Below are 16,337 nucleotides of genomic sequence, written 5' to 3'. Positions count from 1 at the left end.
CGTGATCTGCGTGCTGCTGCTCGCAGCGGGCGAGCCGTGGGAGTCGCCGGCGCTGGCCGACCTCGAGGCCCATCCGGGGGTGGTCGTGCTGAAGCGCTGCGTCGACGTCGACGACCTGCTCGCGGCCGTCGCCAGCGGGCAGGCCGACGTCGCCGTGGTCTCGCTCGACGCCCCGGGGCTCGACCCGGCGAGCATCGCGCACCTGCACCGCCACGCGGTGCGCCCCGTCGCCGTCACCTCGGCCCTCCCGGAGGACCTCGACGCGCGTGAGCACGCCGGACGCCTGGGCATCAGCGCGCTCGTCGGCCGTGGCGAGCTGGCGACCCTGCCGCGGGTCGTCACCACGCTCGACGACGTCGACACCCGGGCCGGGCACGAGGGCGCGCCCGTGCCCGACCCGCCCGACGCCGAGCCCGGTGCCGCCCCCGTCTGGGGCCGGGTCGTGGCGGTGTGGGGTCCGGCCGGCGCTCCGGGCCGAACGACGGTCGCGACCAGCCTGGCGTCCGAGGTGGCCCGTCGTGGCGTGCCCGTCGTGCTCGCCGACCTCGACCCCTACGGCGGCGCCGTGGCGCAGCAGCTGGGGATCCTCGACGAGGTCTCCGGGCTCCTCTCCGCCTCCCGGCTCGCGGCCGCCGGCCAGCTCGACGAGCGGTTCGCGTCGGTGTGCCGGGGCGTCGGCGAGCACCTCGCGGTGGTCACCGGGCTGCCACGCGCCGACCGGTGGCGCGAGGTCAGGGGGGCTCAGGTCGACCGGCTGCTCCAGCGTGCCCGCGCCCACGGGGACGTCGTGGTCGACACCGGGTTCAGCCTCGAGGACGAGGCCGGCTCCGACCTGAGCGGACGGCCGGGGCGCAACGCACTGACCCTGGCGGCGCTGGAGCAGGCCGACGAGGTCGTGGTCGTGGGATCGGCCGATCCGGTCGGCCTGACCCGGCTCGCTCGGGCGCTGGTCGATCTGCGCGAGCGTGGGGCGCCCACGCCGGTGCGCGTGGTCGTCAACCGCATGCGCTCCTCGATCGGGTGGTCGGAGAAGGAGATCGCCGGCATGGTCGAGGGCTTCAGCAGGGTCGCCGGCCTGCACTTCCTCCCCGACGACCGCGCCGGGCTCGACCGCGCGCTGGTCAGCGGCCGTGCGGTCGTCGACCTCGGCGACTCGGCGCTGGCCCAGGGCGTCGGTGCGTTGGCCGACGCGGTGTTCCCCGAGCACGCGGTCCCCGGCGACCGGACCACCGGCGACCGCTCGGGCCCCCGTCGCTGGCCTTTCCGGCGAGCCCGCGGGCCGGGGCGCGGCAGACGGGCGGCGGCGGCCGGATGAGGCGTCCCAGGTGGGCCAAGACTCTGTAAAAGATCAAGATTTGACCTATTTTGTTCGTATGCCACCTCAACTGCGACTCACCATCCTCACGAGCCTGGTCGTCGTCCTGGCGGCCGGCCCGGCCTGGTCGGCCAAGCTCACCATGGGCACCACCAGCGACGACGTCATCCGCGGCAAGAACCGCGCCGATCGGATCATGTCGCTCGGTGGCGCGGACAAGGTGAAGGGCCGCGGCGGGCACGACACCATCTTCGCCGGCAAGGGCCACGACACCGTGACCGGTGACGACGGCAACGACTGGATCACCCTGCAGCCCGGCGACGACTGGGGTGCCGGCGGGCTCGGCGACGACTCGATCGACGGCGGGCAGGGCGACGACGAGATCTACGGCGGCGAGGGCAACGACAAGCTCACCGCCGGGCCCGGCAACGACGTGGTCCACGGCGAGGCGGGCAACGACCTCGTCGGCGGCGGCCCCGGCGACGACCGCCTCCACGGCGGCGACGGCATCGACAAGCACATCGGCAACGACGGCAACGACTGGATCGACGCCGGCCCCGGCGACGACGGCGCGATCCAGGGGGGCCCCGGCGACGACGTGCTGATCGACGGCGCGGGCGACGACGTCAAGATCAAGGGCGACGAGGGCGACGACGTCGTCTTCCTCGGCCCCGGCGCCGACAAGGTGTTCACCGAGCAGGGCAACGACACGATCTACGTCCTGCCCGACGGCCAGCGCGACAAGATCCACTGCGACGACCCGACGCAGGGCGACAACGGCGACGCCGACCGGGTGGTCTTCGTCGGCTGGCGCGACCCGGCCGACGTGATCGACTACCGCGGGTCGTGCGAGATCGTCACGGTCACCGACGTCCTGCCCGAGGGCTGGCCCTACGGGCCGGTGCCGCCGCAGCGGGCCGTCATGCCGCGAACAGCAGGTACAGACCTCCCACGGTGAAGCAGACCATCGCTGCCAGCAACGGCAGCTGACCGGTCAGCTGGTGCCGCGGCGGCAGCAGCTTGATCGCGCGATCGTGGGCCGCCACCACGCCGACGACGTGGCCGAGCGCGACCGCGAGCACCTTGGTGACTGCGAGGAACGTCGGGTGCGACGAGAGCCAGTAGTCGACCTGAAGGTCGGCCGTGCCGAGGTAGTTGTCGCCGCGGCTGAAGGGATCGCTCAGCTGGATCAGCGTCTGCTGGCCGTACTCGACGAAGTAGGTCAGGTAGTGGGCCACGATGTAGCCCACGATGATGGGCACCACGGAGTGCGCGAACAGGTCGGGCAGGGCCCGCCGGGGCGTGTCGCTGGTGACCCCCGTGGCCATCGTCGCGATCGTCAGGACGAGGGCGACCCCGGCGGAGAACGCGATGAGCGCCAGCGTGTCGGGCCACACCCGCGAGCCCGACAGCGACTGCACGAGCTGGAGCCAGGGCGTCGACTCGCGGAAGGAGTCGAAGGCGGTGCTGCCGAAGAGCACGCCGACCACGGCGACCAGGCCCGGCCGGGGCACCACAGTGTCGAGGTTGGCGAGCGGGCTGCGCAGCACCAGCACGCCGTCGCGGCGTCCCCAGATCGACAGCTTGGCGACCAGCGAGGAGTAGACCTCGAAGGGGTCGGCACGCTCGAGGAACGTGGTGCCCCACAGCGCCGAGCCGATGAACATGATGCCGAGGTAGGCCGCGCACCACAGCCGGACGGGGCCCACGTCGGTCGAGTAGGGGTAGACCAGCTCGAGCCAGACGAAGGCGAAGAGCCCGGCGGCCGCCGGCCAGTAGCCGAGCCGGGCGGGATAGGCGTAGAGCCCCTGACCCTCGGGCACGCCGGACACCTTCGCGAAGGCCATGCTGATGGTCCGCGCCGGGCTGACCGCCTTGAAGACCGGGCCGAGGAGCAGCGACGCCGGCACGATGCCCACCCACAGCAGCACGTAGAAGGTGCCCAGGAACGGGTTGATCAGGGAGTCCTGGCCGAACACCGCCGCGGCGGCGACGTAGAGGAAGAACGCCATGCCCAGCACGCGGGCGGTCACCGCCAGCGCACGCGAGGACACCAGTCGGTCGAGCCATGCCGGCGCCGGCCGGCCGCTGGTGGCGGCGTCGTAGCGCGGCTCGCGCCAGGCCACCGCGAGCACGGTGAAGGAGACGACGAGTGCGGCGACGGCGCCGGCGATCGCCAGCTCGGAGGGGATCGGCAGGTCCTTGGCGCCGCCCAGGCCGTGCGCCGAGATCGCTCCGCCCACGCCGGAGGCCCCCGCGCTCACCGGACTTCGAGCTGGAGCAGGACGATGTCCGGGTCGTGGCTCTCGACCTCGACCACGCCGGGCCGGTCGATGGTGATCTCGTGCTCCGAGGTGCCCTCGTCGTAGGAGATCTCCTGCTCGGGGGTGCTGTGGACGTGCAGCTCACCAGGCTCGTCGGAGTCGATCGTCAGGACCAGGGTCTGGCCCACCGCCAGCTCGACGCGCTCCCCGTTGGGGGTGAAGGTGTCGCCCTCCCGCGTCACCGACACGGTCGCGGAGCCCGACTCCGAGGACCCCGACGAGGAGGACGGGGAGGACGAGGAGGACGACGGGGACGAGGACCCGGACGGCGACGAGGTGTCGTCGTCGCCGCACGCGGTGAGCGAGACGGCCAGGACGAGCACGACAGGGGTGAGGCGCGCGAGGACGCGACCGGACACGGACATCTCCTTCGGCGGGGTGAGGGACGGGCAGCGGCCGGCGCGGACGCCGGCTCGCAGCCTCTGTCAGAATCCCATGCGGGACAAGATCATCGACGAGAGGGCAGCACATGAGTGAGCGGCTCCGGCCGCGGGACCTGGCCATCCTGGCCGCCGAGTCCCCCACGACGCCCATGCACAACGCCACGGTCGAGATCTTCGACCCGGGTGACTCCGGCTTCGACCACGACCGGCTGGTCCGGCTGATCGGCGACCGGATCGCGTTCGTCCCGCGCTACCGCCAGCGCCTCCAGATGGTGCCCGCACGTCTGGCCAATCCGGCCTGGGTCGACGACGAGGGCTTCGACCTCGGCTACCACGTGCGCCGCTCGGCGCTGCCGCGCCCGGGCTCGATGGACCAGCTCCGCGACCTCGTCGCGCGCATCGCCTCGCGTCCCCTCGACCGCAACCGGCCGCTCTGGGAGTGCTACGTCGTGGAGGGCCTCGAGCACGGCCGGGTCGCCCTGCTGACCAAGAGCCACCAGATCCTGGTCGACGGACGCGAGACCGTCGACATCGGCCAGGTGCTGCTCGACACCTCGCCCGACCGATCGCCGTTGGGCCACGACGACTGGCGCCCGCGCCGGCCCCCCGGCCCGGTGTCCGCGGCGTTCGACGCCGTCACCGACACCCTCGAGAGCCCGCGCACCCTCTGGCTGACGACCCGTGCCAACGCCGACTCGCTGGGTCGCGCGGCGTCCGCGTCGGGCGCCCGGATGGTGCAGGTGGCCAACGCGCTCGCCGGTCGCGGGCCGGTCCATGCCACCCCGGTGCACCGGCGGCTGTCCCAGCAGCGCCGCTTCGTGACGGTGCGCACCGAGCTCTCCGACTACCGGGCGGTCCGCGAGGTGCACGGCGGCACGGTCAACGACGTCATCCTCGCCACGCTGGCCGGCGGCCTCCGCAGCTGGCTGATGGCGCGCAACGAGTCGCTGGGCGGGCTGCGGACGATCAAGGCGATCGTGCCGATGTCGGTCATCGACGACGAGCTCGAGTCCACCTCGCTCGGCACCCAGATCACCGGTCACCTCGTGCACCTGCCGATCGGCGAGCCCAGCCCGGTGGTGCGGCTCCACCAGGTCAGCTACGACCTGCGCGCCCACCGCGACAACGGCCGCAACGTCTCGGCGCGGCGGCTCTCCGGGATCGCCGGGTTCGCGCCGACGACCTTCCATGCGCTCGGCTCGCGACTCGCCGCCGCCGAGATGCGGCGCGGCTTCCACATCTCGGTCACCAACGTCCCCGGACCACAGTTCCCGCTCTACGCCGACGGCGCCCGGATGCTCGAGTCCTATCCCGTGCACCCGCTGCTGCCCGACCACCCGATCGCCATCGGGGTGACGTCCTACGACGGCGGGGTGTTCTACGGCATCACCACCGACCGCGACGCCGTGCCCGACGCCGACGTGCTCGCCCAGAGCGTCTGCGACGCCCTCGACGAGCTCAAGGACTCCGCCTCCGACACCCGACCCCGCGCCCCGCGGGGTCGCCGGAAGGCGACACCGAGGACGCCGCGAAAGGCGACGACGTGACCCGGCGCTACCTCCCGTCGACGCTCGCGCGGCTGGCCGAGGACTGGGAGGCGGACGGACCGCGCACGACCGGCGCGGTCGTGGCCGCCGACGACGGCGAGGAGAGCGAGTACGTCGCCCTGATGCGCGCAGCGGACGCCTCGGCCGAGCTGGTGGCCGGGCTGCCCGACGGCTGTCGCCGGCGGGTCGTGGTGGTCGTCGAGACTGCGGCGGACGACGGACCGGTCCGGTGGCGCGACGTGGTCGCCGCGCACGTCGACACCGACGACGACGCCGACGCCGACGACGACCTCGCCTGGTGGGCGACCCAGGAGATCGGCGACCTGCTCGCCTCGCGCTGACGGCCGCTTGGTGCCCGCTGGCCTCTCTGACACGATCACGGCATGGACGCGATCACCTTTCCGCCGGCTCCCACCAACGAGCCCAACCTGACCTACGCGCCCGGCACCGCGGAGCGAGAGACCCTCGTGACGGAGCTGGCGCGGCTGGAGACGCAGCAGCGTTCCCTCCCGGCCGTGATCGGCGGCGAGCGCCGTGACGGCGGCGGCGCCGAGATCGAGGTCGTGCAGCCGCACGACCACGCCCACGTGCTGGGCACGCTGCGCAACGCGACCACGAAGGACGCTGAGGACGCGATCGCGGCGGCCGCCGAGGCCGCGCCGGGCTGGCGGGGGATGCCGTTCGACGAGCGGTGCGCGATCATCCTCAAGGCCGCCGACCTGCTGGCCGGACCGTGGCGGCAGCGGCTCAACGCCGCGACGATGCTGGGGCAGTCGAAGACGGCGGTGCAGGCCGAGATCGACGCGGCGTGCGAGCTGATCGACTTCTGGCGCTTCAACGTCCACTACGCCAAGCAGATCCTCACCGACCAGCCGATCGCCAACAGCCCCGGCATCTGGAACCGCACCGACCACCGCCCCCTCGAGGGCTTCGTCTACGCGATCACGCCGTTCAACTTCACCGCGATCGCGGGCAACCTGCCGACCGCCCCGGCGCTGATGGGCAACACGGTGATCTGGAAGCCGTCGCCGACCCAGCAGCTGGCCGCGTCGCTGACGATGGAGCTGCTCGAGGAGGCCGGGATGCCGCCGGGCGTGATCAACATGCTCCCCGGCGACGGCCTCGACGTCTCCACGGTGACGCTGGCGCACCGCGACCTGGCCGGCATCCACTTCACCGGCTCCACCCCGACGTTCCAGCACCTGTGGCGCACAGTGGGGGAGAACATCGCCGGCTACCGCTCCTACCCGCGCATCGTGGGCGAGACCGGTGGCAAGGACTTCATCGTCGCCCACCCCAGCGCCGACCCCGACGTGCTGCGGGTCGCGATGATCCGGGGCGCGTTCGAGTACCAGGGCCAGAAGTGCTCGGCGGCCTCGCGCGCCTACGTCCCGCGCTCGGTGTGGGCGAAGATCAAGGACCAGCTCATCGCCGACACCGAGGCGCTCACCATGGGCGACGTGACCGACCTGTCCCACTTCATGGGCGCGGTCATCGACGACCGGGCGTTCGCCAAGCACCGCTTGGCCATTGCGCGGGTCGAGGGCACCGACCACCTCGCCCTGCTCGCCGGCGGGCAGACCGACGACTCGGTGGGCTGGTTCGTGCGGCCCACGATCGTGGAGTCGAGCGACCCGACCGACCAGATGTTCTCCGAGGAGTACTTCGGGCCGATCCTGGCCGTGCACGTCTACGACGACGCCGACTTCGAGTCGGTGGTGGCACAGATGGAGTCGTTCGCCCCGTACGCGCTGACCGGCGCGATCATCGCCCAGGACCGCTCGGCGATCGCGTGGGCGCGCAAGACGCTGCGGTTCGCGGCCGGCAACTTCTACGTCAACGACAAGCCCACCGGTGCCGTGGTCGGCCAACAGCCGTTCGGCGGCGGTCGGGCGTCGGGCACCAACGACAAGGCCGGTGCCGCGGTCAACCTGCTGCGCTGGACCTCACCGCGCTCGATCAAGGAGACCTTCGTGCCTCCGACCGACCACCGCTACCCCCACCAGGGCTGACGTCCCGGCCCTCGGCCGGATGGGGGAGGATGGGGGCGTGCTCGTCCCCGTCCTCCCGCTCCGTCCCCTGTGGCACATGGGGGCGCTCCACCCCTACGAGCAGGCGCTGACGCTGCTGCTCGCCTTCGGGCCGTTCGTGCTGCTCGGCCTGGTGGTGTGGCTGCGCCGCCGCGAGGACGACCGTGTCGAGTCGCCTGACGACTCCGGGCAGGCGGAGAGCCGCACCGCACCCGGGAGCGACCGGCTCAGCTGAGGACCGGGTCGGTCACCGGGACGCGAGCCACTCGACGCCCGTGCGGTGCTCGGCGTCGAGCGCCTTGAGGAGCAGGTCGCCGACGAGCCCCTCGATCTTGCCGCCGACCAGCGGCAGGCGCACGGTGACCTCGAGGTCGACCCGCTGGGTGGTGCGGCCGCCCGACTCGGTGAGCGTCGCCGTGCCGGACATCTCGCCCGGCTTGCCCGGGATCGTGACCTCGATGTCGGCGCGCTCGGGGGAGCGCCAGGTCTCCACCTGCACGATGCGGATCTCGTCGCCGACCAGCTTGGTGGCGAACGACGGCAGGCCGGAGGCGGACTGCACCTGGTCGAGGGTCACCACCCCGTCCTCGACCACGACGCTGCCCCGCACGACCTTCATCCGCTCGAGCACCCGCTCGCGGAACGCCGGGTCGGTGAGCATCGCCCACACCTCGTCGAGCGGGGCGTCGTAGGTGATGTCCTTGACCACGCGCTTGCCCATCTGGGGGTCCTCCGGAGTGTTCGTGCGGGCGGTCGGGACGGGCGTCCCGACCGGTGACCCATCATGGCCGACCAGTCGCGACGCGGCGAGGACGGTGACGTCCGTGCCCGTGGAAGGCTCGCGAGTGCGGCGCCACGGACCCGTGTTGTGACGGTCACATCGCGCGTCCTAGGGTCGATGCGTGGCCACGCCTGAGGAGACCAAGGACCAGCAGCTCAAAGCGGCGACGGCGGACCGTCCGGAGTGGGGCGACCTGCTCCGGGCCTACTACCGCCACGTCGCTCCGGAGGAGGTCGCCGAGCGGTCCCCGGACGACCTGCTCGGCGCCGTGGCGTCGCACCGCGAGCTCGCCTCGGCGCGACCGCAGGGCACCGCCGCCGTGCGCGTGGTGACCCCCACGATCGCCGGCTCCGGCTGGTCGGCGTCGGGCCGCTCCGTCGTCGAGGTGGTCACCGACGACATGCCCTTCCTCGTGGACTCCGTGACGATGGAGCTCAACCGCCTCGGGCACACCGTGTACGCGGTGGTCCACCCCCAGCTGGCCGTCGAGCGCGACATCACCGGCGCGCTCCAGCACGTGCACGCCCACGAGCCCCGGGCCGCGACCAGCGGCACCACGGAGGCTCCCGAGGCCACCGAGTCGTGGATGCACCTCGAGATCGACCGCACCGACGACGAGGAGGCCGCCGAGATCACCGAGGCGCTGCAGCGGGTCCTCCGCGACGTGCGCGAGTCGGTCGAGGACTGGCAGAAGATGCACGCCCAGGCCCTCGCCGTGGTCGCCGAGCTCGACCAGGCGCCGCCGCCGCTGCCGGCGGAGGAGCTGCGCCAGGGCCGCGACTTCCTCACCTGGCTGGCCGACGACCACTTCACCTTCCTGGGCTACCGCGAGTACCAGCTCGAGGCCGAGGAGGGCGCGCCCGAGGAGTGCGGGCTCCGGGCCGTGCCGGGCTCCGGGCTGGGCATCCTGCGCCACGACCAGGACCTGTCGACGTCGTTCGCCAAGCTGCCCCCGCTGGTCAAGGCCAAGGCTCGGGAGAAGAGGCTGCTGGTGCTGGCGAAGGCCAACTCGCGCGCCACCGTGCACCGTCCGGCCTACCTCGACTACGTCGGGGTGAAGACGTTCGGCCCCGACGGCGAGGTGGTCGGCGAGCGCCGCTTCCTCGGCCTGTTCTCCAGCGCCGCCTACACCGAGTCGGTCACCCGCATCCCGGTGCTGCGCGAGAAGGTCACCGAGGTGATGCGCCACGCCGGCTTCGACCCGCGCAGCCACGCCGGCAAGGCGCTGATGGACACCTTGGAGAACTACCCCCGCGACGAGCTCTTCCACACCTCGCCCGACGAGCTGGCCCCGGTCGCGCAGGACGTGATGAGCGCCCGCGAGCGCCGCCAGCTGCGCGCGTTCGTGCGCCGCGACACCTACGGGCGCTACGTCTCGGTCCTCGTCTACCTCCCGCGCGACCGCTACAACACGGCCGTGCGTGAGCGGTTCTCCGAGATCCTGCGCGAGCAGCTCGGCGGCGAGCACGTCGAGTTCACCGCCCGGGTCAACGAGTCGACGACCGCGCGGGTGCACTTCGTGGTGCACCCGCCCAAGGGCGCGCAGGTGCCCGAGATCGACGTGCCCGACCTCGAGCGGCGGCTGATGGAGGCCTCGCGCTCGTGGCGCGACGACTTCGTGGCGGCCGTGGTCGCCGAGTACGGCGTCGACGAGGGGTCGACGCTGGCGCGGGCGTGGTCCGAGGCGTTCCCCGAGGCCTACAAGGAGGACTACCAGCCCCAGCGCGCCTCGGCCGACCTCGGGCGCATCGAGGCCATCCAGGGCGAGGAGGGCATCGACCTCGCGCTCTTCGACCAGGACGAGGTCCGCGGCACCTACCGCCGGGGCGAGTCGCGGCTCAAGGTCTTCCGCGTGGGCGAGCCCCTGTCGCTGAGCGCGATGCTGCCGATGCTCACCTCGATGGGCGTCGAGGTCGTCGACGAGCGGCCCTACGAGCTCAGCGGGCTCGCGCGCCCGTCGTTCATCTACGAGTTCGGCCTGCGCCACGGCCGGGTGCTGGCCCCCCGCGAGCGAGCGCTGTTCGCGGAGGCGCTGCGCGCGGTGTGGGACGGCTACAACGAGATCGACGGCTTCAACCGGCTCGTGCTCGCGGCCGGGCTGACCTGGCGCCAGGCCACCGTGCTGCGCGCCTACGCGAAGTACCTCAAGCAGGGCAACTCGCCCTTCGCCCTCGACTACATCGAGGAGGCGCTGCGCAGCAACGTCGACATCACCCGCCTGCTCGTCGAGCTCTTCGAGGCGCGCTTCGACCCCGGCCGCGACGGCCGGGCGCTCGAGCACGACGCGGAGGCGCGCGTGGCGAAGGTGGAGGCGGTGGAGGAGCGGCTGGCCAGGGCCCTCGACGACGTCGTCAGCCTCGACCACGACCGCATCCTGCGCTCCTACCGCACGCTGATCCGCGCGACGCTGCGCACCAACTTCTTCCAGCGCTCCGCCGACGGCGACGTGCACCCCTACATCTCGTTCAAGCTCGAGCCGTCGGCCATCCCCGAGCTGCCCGAGCCGCGACCGCGCTTCGAGATCTTCGTCTACAGCCCGCGCGTCGAGGGCTCCCACCTGCGCTTCGGCGCCGTCGCGCGCGGCGGCCTGCGCTGGTCGGACCGTCGCGACGACTTCCGCACCGAGGTGCTGGGCCTGGTCAAGGCGCAGATGGTGAAGAACACCGTGATCGTCCCGGTGGGGGCCAAGGGCGCGTTCTTCTGCAAGCAGCTCCCCGACCCCTCCGACCGCGACGCGTGGCTGGCCGAGGGCGTGGCCTGCTACCGCATGTTCATCTCGGGCCTGCTCGACATCACCGACAACCTCGTCGACGGCCGGACCGTGCCGCCCCGCGAGGTGGTGCGCCACGACGGCGACGACTCCTACCTCGTCGTCGCGGCCGACAAGGGCACCGCGACGTTCTCCGACATCGCCAACGGCGTGGCCAAGGACTACGGCTTCTGGCTGGGCGACGCCTTCGCCTCCGGCGGGTCGGTGGGCTACGACCACAAGGCGATGGGCATCACCGCCCGCGGCGCGTGGGTCTCGGTCCAGCGCCACTTCCGCGAGATGGGCGTCGACTGCCAGACCGAGGACTTCACCGCGGTGGGCATCGGCGACATGTCCGGCGACGTCTTCGGCAACGGCATGCTCTGCTCCGAGCACACCCGGCTGGTGGCGGCGTTCGACCACCGCGACATCTTCATCGACCCCTCGCCCGACGCCGCGACGTCGTACGCCGAGCGGCGCCGGCTCTTCGAGCTGCCGCGGTCGAGCTGGCGCGACTACGACACCTCCCTCATCTCCGAGGGCGGCGGGGTGTGGCCCCGCTCGGCCAAGTCGATCCCGGTGTCGGCGCAGGTGCGCCAGGTGCTCGGGCTGGGCGCCGACGTCACCGCGCTCACCCCCGCCGAGCTGATGAAGGCGATCCTGCTCGCGCCGGTCGACCTGCTCTGGAACGGCGGCATCGGCACCTACGTGAAGTCCTCGGAGGAGACCAACGCCGACGCCGGCGACAAGGCCAACGACGCGATCCGCGTCAACGGCGAGGACCTGCGGGCCCGCTGCGTGGGGGAGGGCGGCAACCTCGGCTTCACCCAGCTCGGTCGCGTGGAGTACGCCCGGTTCGGCGTCAACGGCGACGGCGGGCGGATCAACACCGACTTCATCGACAACTCCGCCGGCGTCGACACCTCCGACCACGAGGTCAACATCAAGATCCTGCTCGACCGCGTGGTGCGCGCGGGTGCGATGGACGAGGACGCGCGCAACACGCTCCTCGCCGCGATGACCGACGAGGTCGGCGAGCTGGTCCTGCGCGACAACTACGAGCAGAACCTCGCGCTCGCCAACGCCCAGGCGCACGCGCCGTCGCTGCTGCACGTGCACGAGGAGTGGATGCGCGCGCTCGAGCGCCGCGGCGTGCTCAACCGCGAGCTCGAGGGGCTGCCCAGCACTCGTCAGGTCCGCCGCCGCCTCGACCGCAAGCAGGCGCTGTCGACGCCCGAGCTCTCGGTGCTGCTGGCGTGGACGAAGATCGTGCTGGCCGAGGAGCTCATCGACTCCGACCTGCCCGACGACCCCTACCTGCGCGAGGACCTGCTGGGCTACTTCCCGAGGCAGATGCTGCCCGACCTCGAGGCGGCCATCGAGGACCACCCCCTGCGGCGCGAGATCATCGTGACCCAGGTGGTCAACGACCTGGTCAACGGCGCCGGCATGACGTTCTGGCCGCGGCTCCAGGGCGAGACCGGCGCGAGCCCGGCCGACCTGACCCGTGCCAACTTCGTCGCGCGCGAGATCTTCGGCTCGCTGCCGCTGCGCCAGGAGATCGCGGCGCTCGACAACCAGGTGCCCGCCGAGCGGCAGACCCGGATGCGCATCGAGATGCGCACCCTCGTCGAGCGCGCGTCGCGCTGGCTGGTCACCAACCGGCGGCCCCCGCTCGACTCGAGGGCCACGGTCGAGTTCTTCCGCGAGCGCGTGCAGACGGTCATGGCCGCGCTGCCGGAGATCATGAGCGGGCGCGAGCTCGACGACTACCAGGCCCGGGAGAAGCGGCTGACCGACCAGGGCGTCCCCGCCGACCTGGCGTCCCGGGTGGCGGTGCTGGCCTCGGCCTACGCGCTGCTCGGCATCGTGGAGACCGCCGACCGGCTCGACCTCGACCCCGTCGAGGTGGCCCGGGTGCACTTCGCCCTGGGCGAGCGACTGGGGCTGCCGGCCATGGTGGAGCGGATCTTCGGCCTGCCTCGCGACGACCGGTGGCAGACGATGGCGCGGGCCGCGGTGCGCGACGACCTCTACGGTGTGCACCAGCAGCTCACGGCGCAGGTGCTGGAGTCGACCGACGCCGCCGACCCGGCGCCGGCCCGGGTGGCGGCGTGGGAGGAGGCCGACGCGCAGCTGGTCGGGCGGGCGGCCAAGACGCTCGAGGAGATCTGCCGCGAGGAGAGCGCCGAGCTGGCGCGCCTGTCCGTCGGCCTGCGGGTGGTGCGGGGCCTGCTGTCCTGAGGGGCGGCCCCGGGCCCGGCTGTGCGCCGGGCCCGGGCCGGCCAGGACTCAGAACAGCAGGAGCGCCGCCACCACGCCCGCCGCGACGACGGCACCACGGAAGACCGCGTCGGGCAGCTTGCGACCGATGCGCGCGCCGACGTAGCCGCCGACCAGCGAGCCGGCCGCGAGCAGCACCACGACGTCCCAGCGCGGGTCGGCCACGACGGCGAAGATGGCGCCCGCGACGATGTTGCCGACCATCAGCGACAGGGTCTTCAGCCCGTTGACGACGCGCAGCTCGAGGTCGGTGCCGATGCCGAGCACCGCGACCATCATCACCCCCGCGCCGGCGCCGAAGTATCCGCCGTAGACGCCCGTGATCGTGGCGAAGACGGTGGTCAGGGGCGACATGTGGCGGCGCTCGGCCAGGGCGACGCCGTGGCGTGTCTCGTGGCGCGCCCGCAGCCAGGCGGCGATCCGCGGCTGGATGCCGACGAGCAGGCAGGTGAAGAGGATCAGGTAGGGCACGATCGCCTCGAAGACGCCGGGTGGCAGTCCGATCAGGAGCGCGGCGCCGAGGATCGCGCCGAGGCCGCAGACGACCATGATCACGTACGCCACGCGACCCGCCTCGCGCACCTCCTGCCGGTAGCCGACGACCCCGCCGAGCCCTCCGGGGATGAGCCCCATGGTGTTGGAGACGTTGGCGACGACCGGGGGCAGCCCGAGGCCGACGAGGACGGGGAAGCTGAGCAGCGACGCGACCCCGACGGTGGACGACAGGACGCCGGCGGCGAGCCCGGTCGCCACGACCAGGACCAGCTCCGCGGGACTCACTGCTGCTCGCGGAGGAGCGCGACGTCGCTGACCAGCGCCACGTGCGCGTGCATCGCCTCGGCCGCGCCGGCCGCGTCCTGCGCACGGATCGCCTCGGCGATCGCGCGGTGGCCGGCCAGCGAGTCCTGGGGGCGGCCCGGCTGGCCGAGCGACTCCAGCCGCGTCTCCTCGACCAGGTCGCCGATCTCGTCCATCAGCCGGGCCAGGAGCAGGGAGTGCGACGCGGCGGTGACCGCGCCGTGGAAGCGCTCGTCGCCCTCCACGCCGCGCCCGCCGGCCTCGATGTCGGCGGCCATCGCGTCGAGGGCGTCGTCGATGCGCGCGAGGTCGTCGTCGGTGCGACGCACGGCGGCGAGCGCGGCGATCTTGGTCTCGAGGGCGTCGCGGGTCTCGATGATCTCGGGCAGCCGGTCGGCGTGGCTGCGGATCGCGTCGACGATGCGGCGCGTCGTGCGGTGCCCGGCGGTGACGACGGTGCCGTCGCCGTGGCGCACCTCGACCACGCCGATCACCTCCAGCGCGACGAGCGCCTGGCTGAGCGTGGCGCGGCTGACGCCGAGGCGCTGGGCCAGCTCGCGCTCGGGGGGCAGCCGGTCGCCCGCCGTCAGCCCGTTGTCGTCGATCCAGGCCGAGATCTGCCCGGCGACCTGCTCGTAGAGCCGCGTACGGAGCAGGCGCTGGGGGAAGGAGGACGACTCGGACATGTCTCCAGCCTATTGACGATCCGGCTCATTGTCCTATTGGCTAGGCCACTGCGCCGCGCTGTGACCAGGGCCACCCCCCGAGGCCCCGCCGTGCCGGCCCTCTACTCGGAAGGGGACCGCAATGGGTCCGGAATGGATTGCGATCATCGCGCTGGTCGCGTTGTTCGTGGTCGGCACGGTGCTGCCGATCAACATGGGCGCGCTGGCCTACGTGGCCGCGTGGTTCGTCGGCATGTACGCCCTCGACCTCGACGAGAAGGAGATCCTGGCCGGCGTCAGCGGCGACCTGATCCTGACGCTGATCGGCGTCACCTACCTGTTCGCCATCGCCCGCAACAACGGCACCGTCGACCTGATCGTGCGCACGGCCGTGCGCGCCGTCGGCGGACGCGTGGCGCTGATCCCGTGGGTGATGTTCGCCGTCACCGGCGTCCTCACCGGCATCGGCGCGGTCAGCCCCGCCGCGTGCGCGATCATCGGCCCGATCGCGCTGGGCTTCGCCGGGCGCTACGGCATCAGCCCGCTGATGATGGGCATGTTCGTCGTGCACGGCGCCCAGGCCGGCGGCTTCTCGCCGATCAGCATCTACGGCGTCATCACCAACTCGGTGATGGAGGACGCCGGCCTGCCCTCGAGCGAGATCACGGTCTTCCTCGCCAGCCTGGTCGTCAACACGGTGATGGCCGCGATCCTCTTCGTGGTCCTCGGCGGCCGCAAGCTGATGGCGCTGCGGATCGACCCGGACGACGACGACACGCTCGACGACGACCTGCACCGCGGCGGAGTCACGGTGCCGGCGCGGGGGATGGGCGCGACCGCCCCGGTCGGCACCCAGGCCCAGGGCGTGCGCCGCGACCAGGTGCTCACCCTGGTCGCGTTCGTCGGGGTGGCCCTGGTCGCCCTCGTCTTCGACAAGAACATCGGCTTCGTCGCCATCACGGCCGCGGTCATCCTCGCGATGCTCTCGCCCAACGAGCACAAGGACGCCATCCGCCAGGTGGCCTGGCCCACCGTGCTCCTCGTCGCCGGCGTCAGCACCTACGCCACGATCCTCACCGCCGCCGGCTCGCCGGAGTTCGTCGGCAGCTGGGCCGCCGGCCTCGGTGCGGCCGCCATCGGTGCCCTCGTCCTCTGCTACGTCGGCGGCGTCGTGTCGGCGTTCGCCTCCTCGACCGCGCTGCTGCCGGTCATCATCCCGATCGCCGTGCCCCTCATCGCCGACGGCGGCATCAACGCGGCGATGTTCGTCGCGGCCCTCGCCGTCGCCTCGACCATCGTCGACGTCAGCCCGTTCTCGACCAACGGTGCGCTCATGCTCGCCAACAAGCCCGACACGATCGAGGAGCCGGTCTACTACAAGCAGATCCTGACCTACGCCGTGATCGTCACCCTGGCCGGGCCGCTGCTCGTCTGGGCCGCCCTCGTCCTCCCCGGATGGTGA

At 72.4% G+C, this 16,337-nt stretch carries 13 protein-coding genes; 8 read left to right on the top strand and 5 right to left on the bottom strand.

Going from position 1 to position 16,337, the window contains the following annotated elements; genetic code table 11:
- Position 1: 1 nt before the first annotated feature.
- A complete protein-coding gene (locus tag AC54T2_RS13795; RefSeq protein WP_489974938.1) occupies positions 2-1,315 on the top strand; it encodes a nucleotide-binding protein in 1,314 nt (437 codons plus the stop codon).
- 58 nt (positions 1,316-1,373) lie between these two features.
- Positions 1,374-2,273 (top strand): calcium-binding protein, encoded by a 900-nt coding sequence (locus AC54T2_RS13790; protein ID WP_489974937.1) that lies wholly within the window; start codon positions 1,374-1,376, stop codon positions 2,271-2,273.
- Here AC54T2_RS13790 and AC54T2_RS13785 read toward each other — a convergent pair.
- Together AC54T2_RS13785 and AC54T2_RS13780 are read right to left on the bottom strand one after the other, a co-directional pair.
- Entirely contained in the window at positions 2,236-3,579 is a 1,344-nt protein-coding gene (locus AC54T2_RS13785; protein WP_241005175.1) for a hypothetical protein, read from the bottom strand. The genes AC54T2_RS13790 and AC54T2_RS13785 overlap by 38 nt on opposite strands.
- Positions 3,576-3,998 carry a hypothetical protein gene (locus AC54T2_RS13780; protein WP_241005174.1) on the bottom strand — a complete coding sequence of 141 codons (423 nt, stop codon included), beginning with the start codon at positions 3,996-3,998 and terminating at the stop codon, positions 3,576-3,578. The genes AC54T2_RS13785 and AC54T2_RS13780 overlap by 4 nt, the downstream gene beginning before the upstream one ends.
- 110 nt (positions 3,999-4,108) lie before the next feature.
- On the opposite strand from AC54T2_RS13780, the gene AC54T2_RS13775 reads away from it, so the two are divergent.
- Genes AC54T2_RS13775 through AC54T2_RS13760 form a run of 4 tightly spaced genes read left to right on the top strand, consistent with a single transcriptional unit; the run spans position 4,109 to position 7,834 of the window.
- Entirely contained in the window at positions 4,109-5,569 is a 1,461-nt protein-coding gene (locus tag AC54T2_RS13775; RefSeq protein WP_496666459.1) for a WS/DGAT/MGAT family O-acyltransferase, read from the top strand.
- Positions 5,566-5,910, top strand: a complete 345-nt coding sequence (locus AC54T2_RS13770) for a DUF6912 family protein (RefSeq protein WP_496666458.1) — start codon at positions 5,566-5,568, stop codon at positions 5,908-5,910. Before AC54T2_RS13775 ends, AC54T2_RS13770 begins: the two co-directional genes overlap by 4 nt.
- Positions 5,911-5,952: 42 nt before the next feature.
- Entirely contained in the window at positions 5,953-7,581 is a 1,629-nt protein-coding gene (pruA, locus tag AC54T2_RS13765; RefSeq protein ID WP_496666457.1) for an L-glutamate gamma-semialdehyde dehydrogenase, read from the top strand.
- Positions 7,582-7,618: 37 nt separating this feature from the next.
- Positions 7,619-7,834: a hypothetical protein gene (locus AC54T2_RS13760; RefSeq protein WP_496666456.1), complete on the top strand. Its 216-nt coding sequence runs from the start codon at positions 7,619-7,621 to the stop codon at positions 7,832-7,834.
- A gap of 12 nt (positions 7,835-7,846) precedes the next feature.
- Here the strand turns inward: AC54T2_RS13760 and AC54T2_RS13755 are convergent, their stop codons facing one another.
- Positions 7,847-8,320 (bottom strand): DUF2505 domain-containing protein, encoded by a 474-nt coding sequence (locus AC54T2_RS13755; RefSeq protein WP_496666455.1) that lies wholly within the window; start codon positions 8,318-8,320, stop codon positions 7,847-7,849.
- Positions 8,321-8,501: 181 nt separating this feature from the next.
- Here AC54T2_RS13755 and AC54T2_RS13750 point away from each other — a divergent pair, with 181 nt between their 5' ends.
- Positions 8,502-13,373, top strand: coding sequence for an NAD-glutamate dehydrogenase (locus tag AC54T2_RS13750; protein ID WP_496666454.1), 4,872 nt, complete (start codon positions 8,502-8,504; stop codon positions 13,371-13,373).
- A gap of 48 nt (positions 13,374-13,421) precedes the next feature.
- Here the strand turns inward: AC54T2_RS13750 and AC54T2_RS13745 are convergent, their stop codons facing one another.
- Together AC54T2_RS13745 and AC54T2_RS13740 are read right to left on the bottom strand one after the other, a co-directional pair.
- Positions 13,422-14,192: a sulfite exporter TauE/SafE family protein gene (locus AC54T2_RS13745; RefSeq protein ID WP_186340622.1), complete on the bottom strand. Its 771-nt coding sequence runs from the start codon at positions 14,190-14,192 to the stop codon at positions 13,422-13,424.
- On the bottom strand, positions 14,189-14,896 hold the full coding sequence (locus AC54T2_RS13740) for a FadR/GntR family transcriptional regulator (RefSeq protein ID WP_186340623.1): 708 nt from the start codon (positions 14,894-14,896) through the stop codon (positions 14,189-14,191). The genes AC54T2_RS13745 and AC54T2_RS13740 overlap by 4 nt, the downstream gene beginning before the upstream one ends.
- Positions 14,897-15,017: 121 nt before the next feature.
- Between AC54T2_RS13740 and AC54T2_RS13735 the strand changes: the two genes are divergently transcribed.
- Positions 15,018-16,337: an SLC13 family permease gene (locus AC54T2_RS13735; RefSeq protein ID WP_496666453.1), complete on the top strand. Its 1,320-nt coding sequence runs from the start codon at positions 15,018-15,020 to the stop codon at positions 16,335-16,337.

This window comes from Nocardioides sp. Z35_8, assembly GCF_059621125.1.
This window is presented reverse-complemented; position numbering and strand designations above follow the sequence as displayed.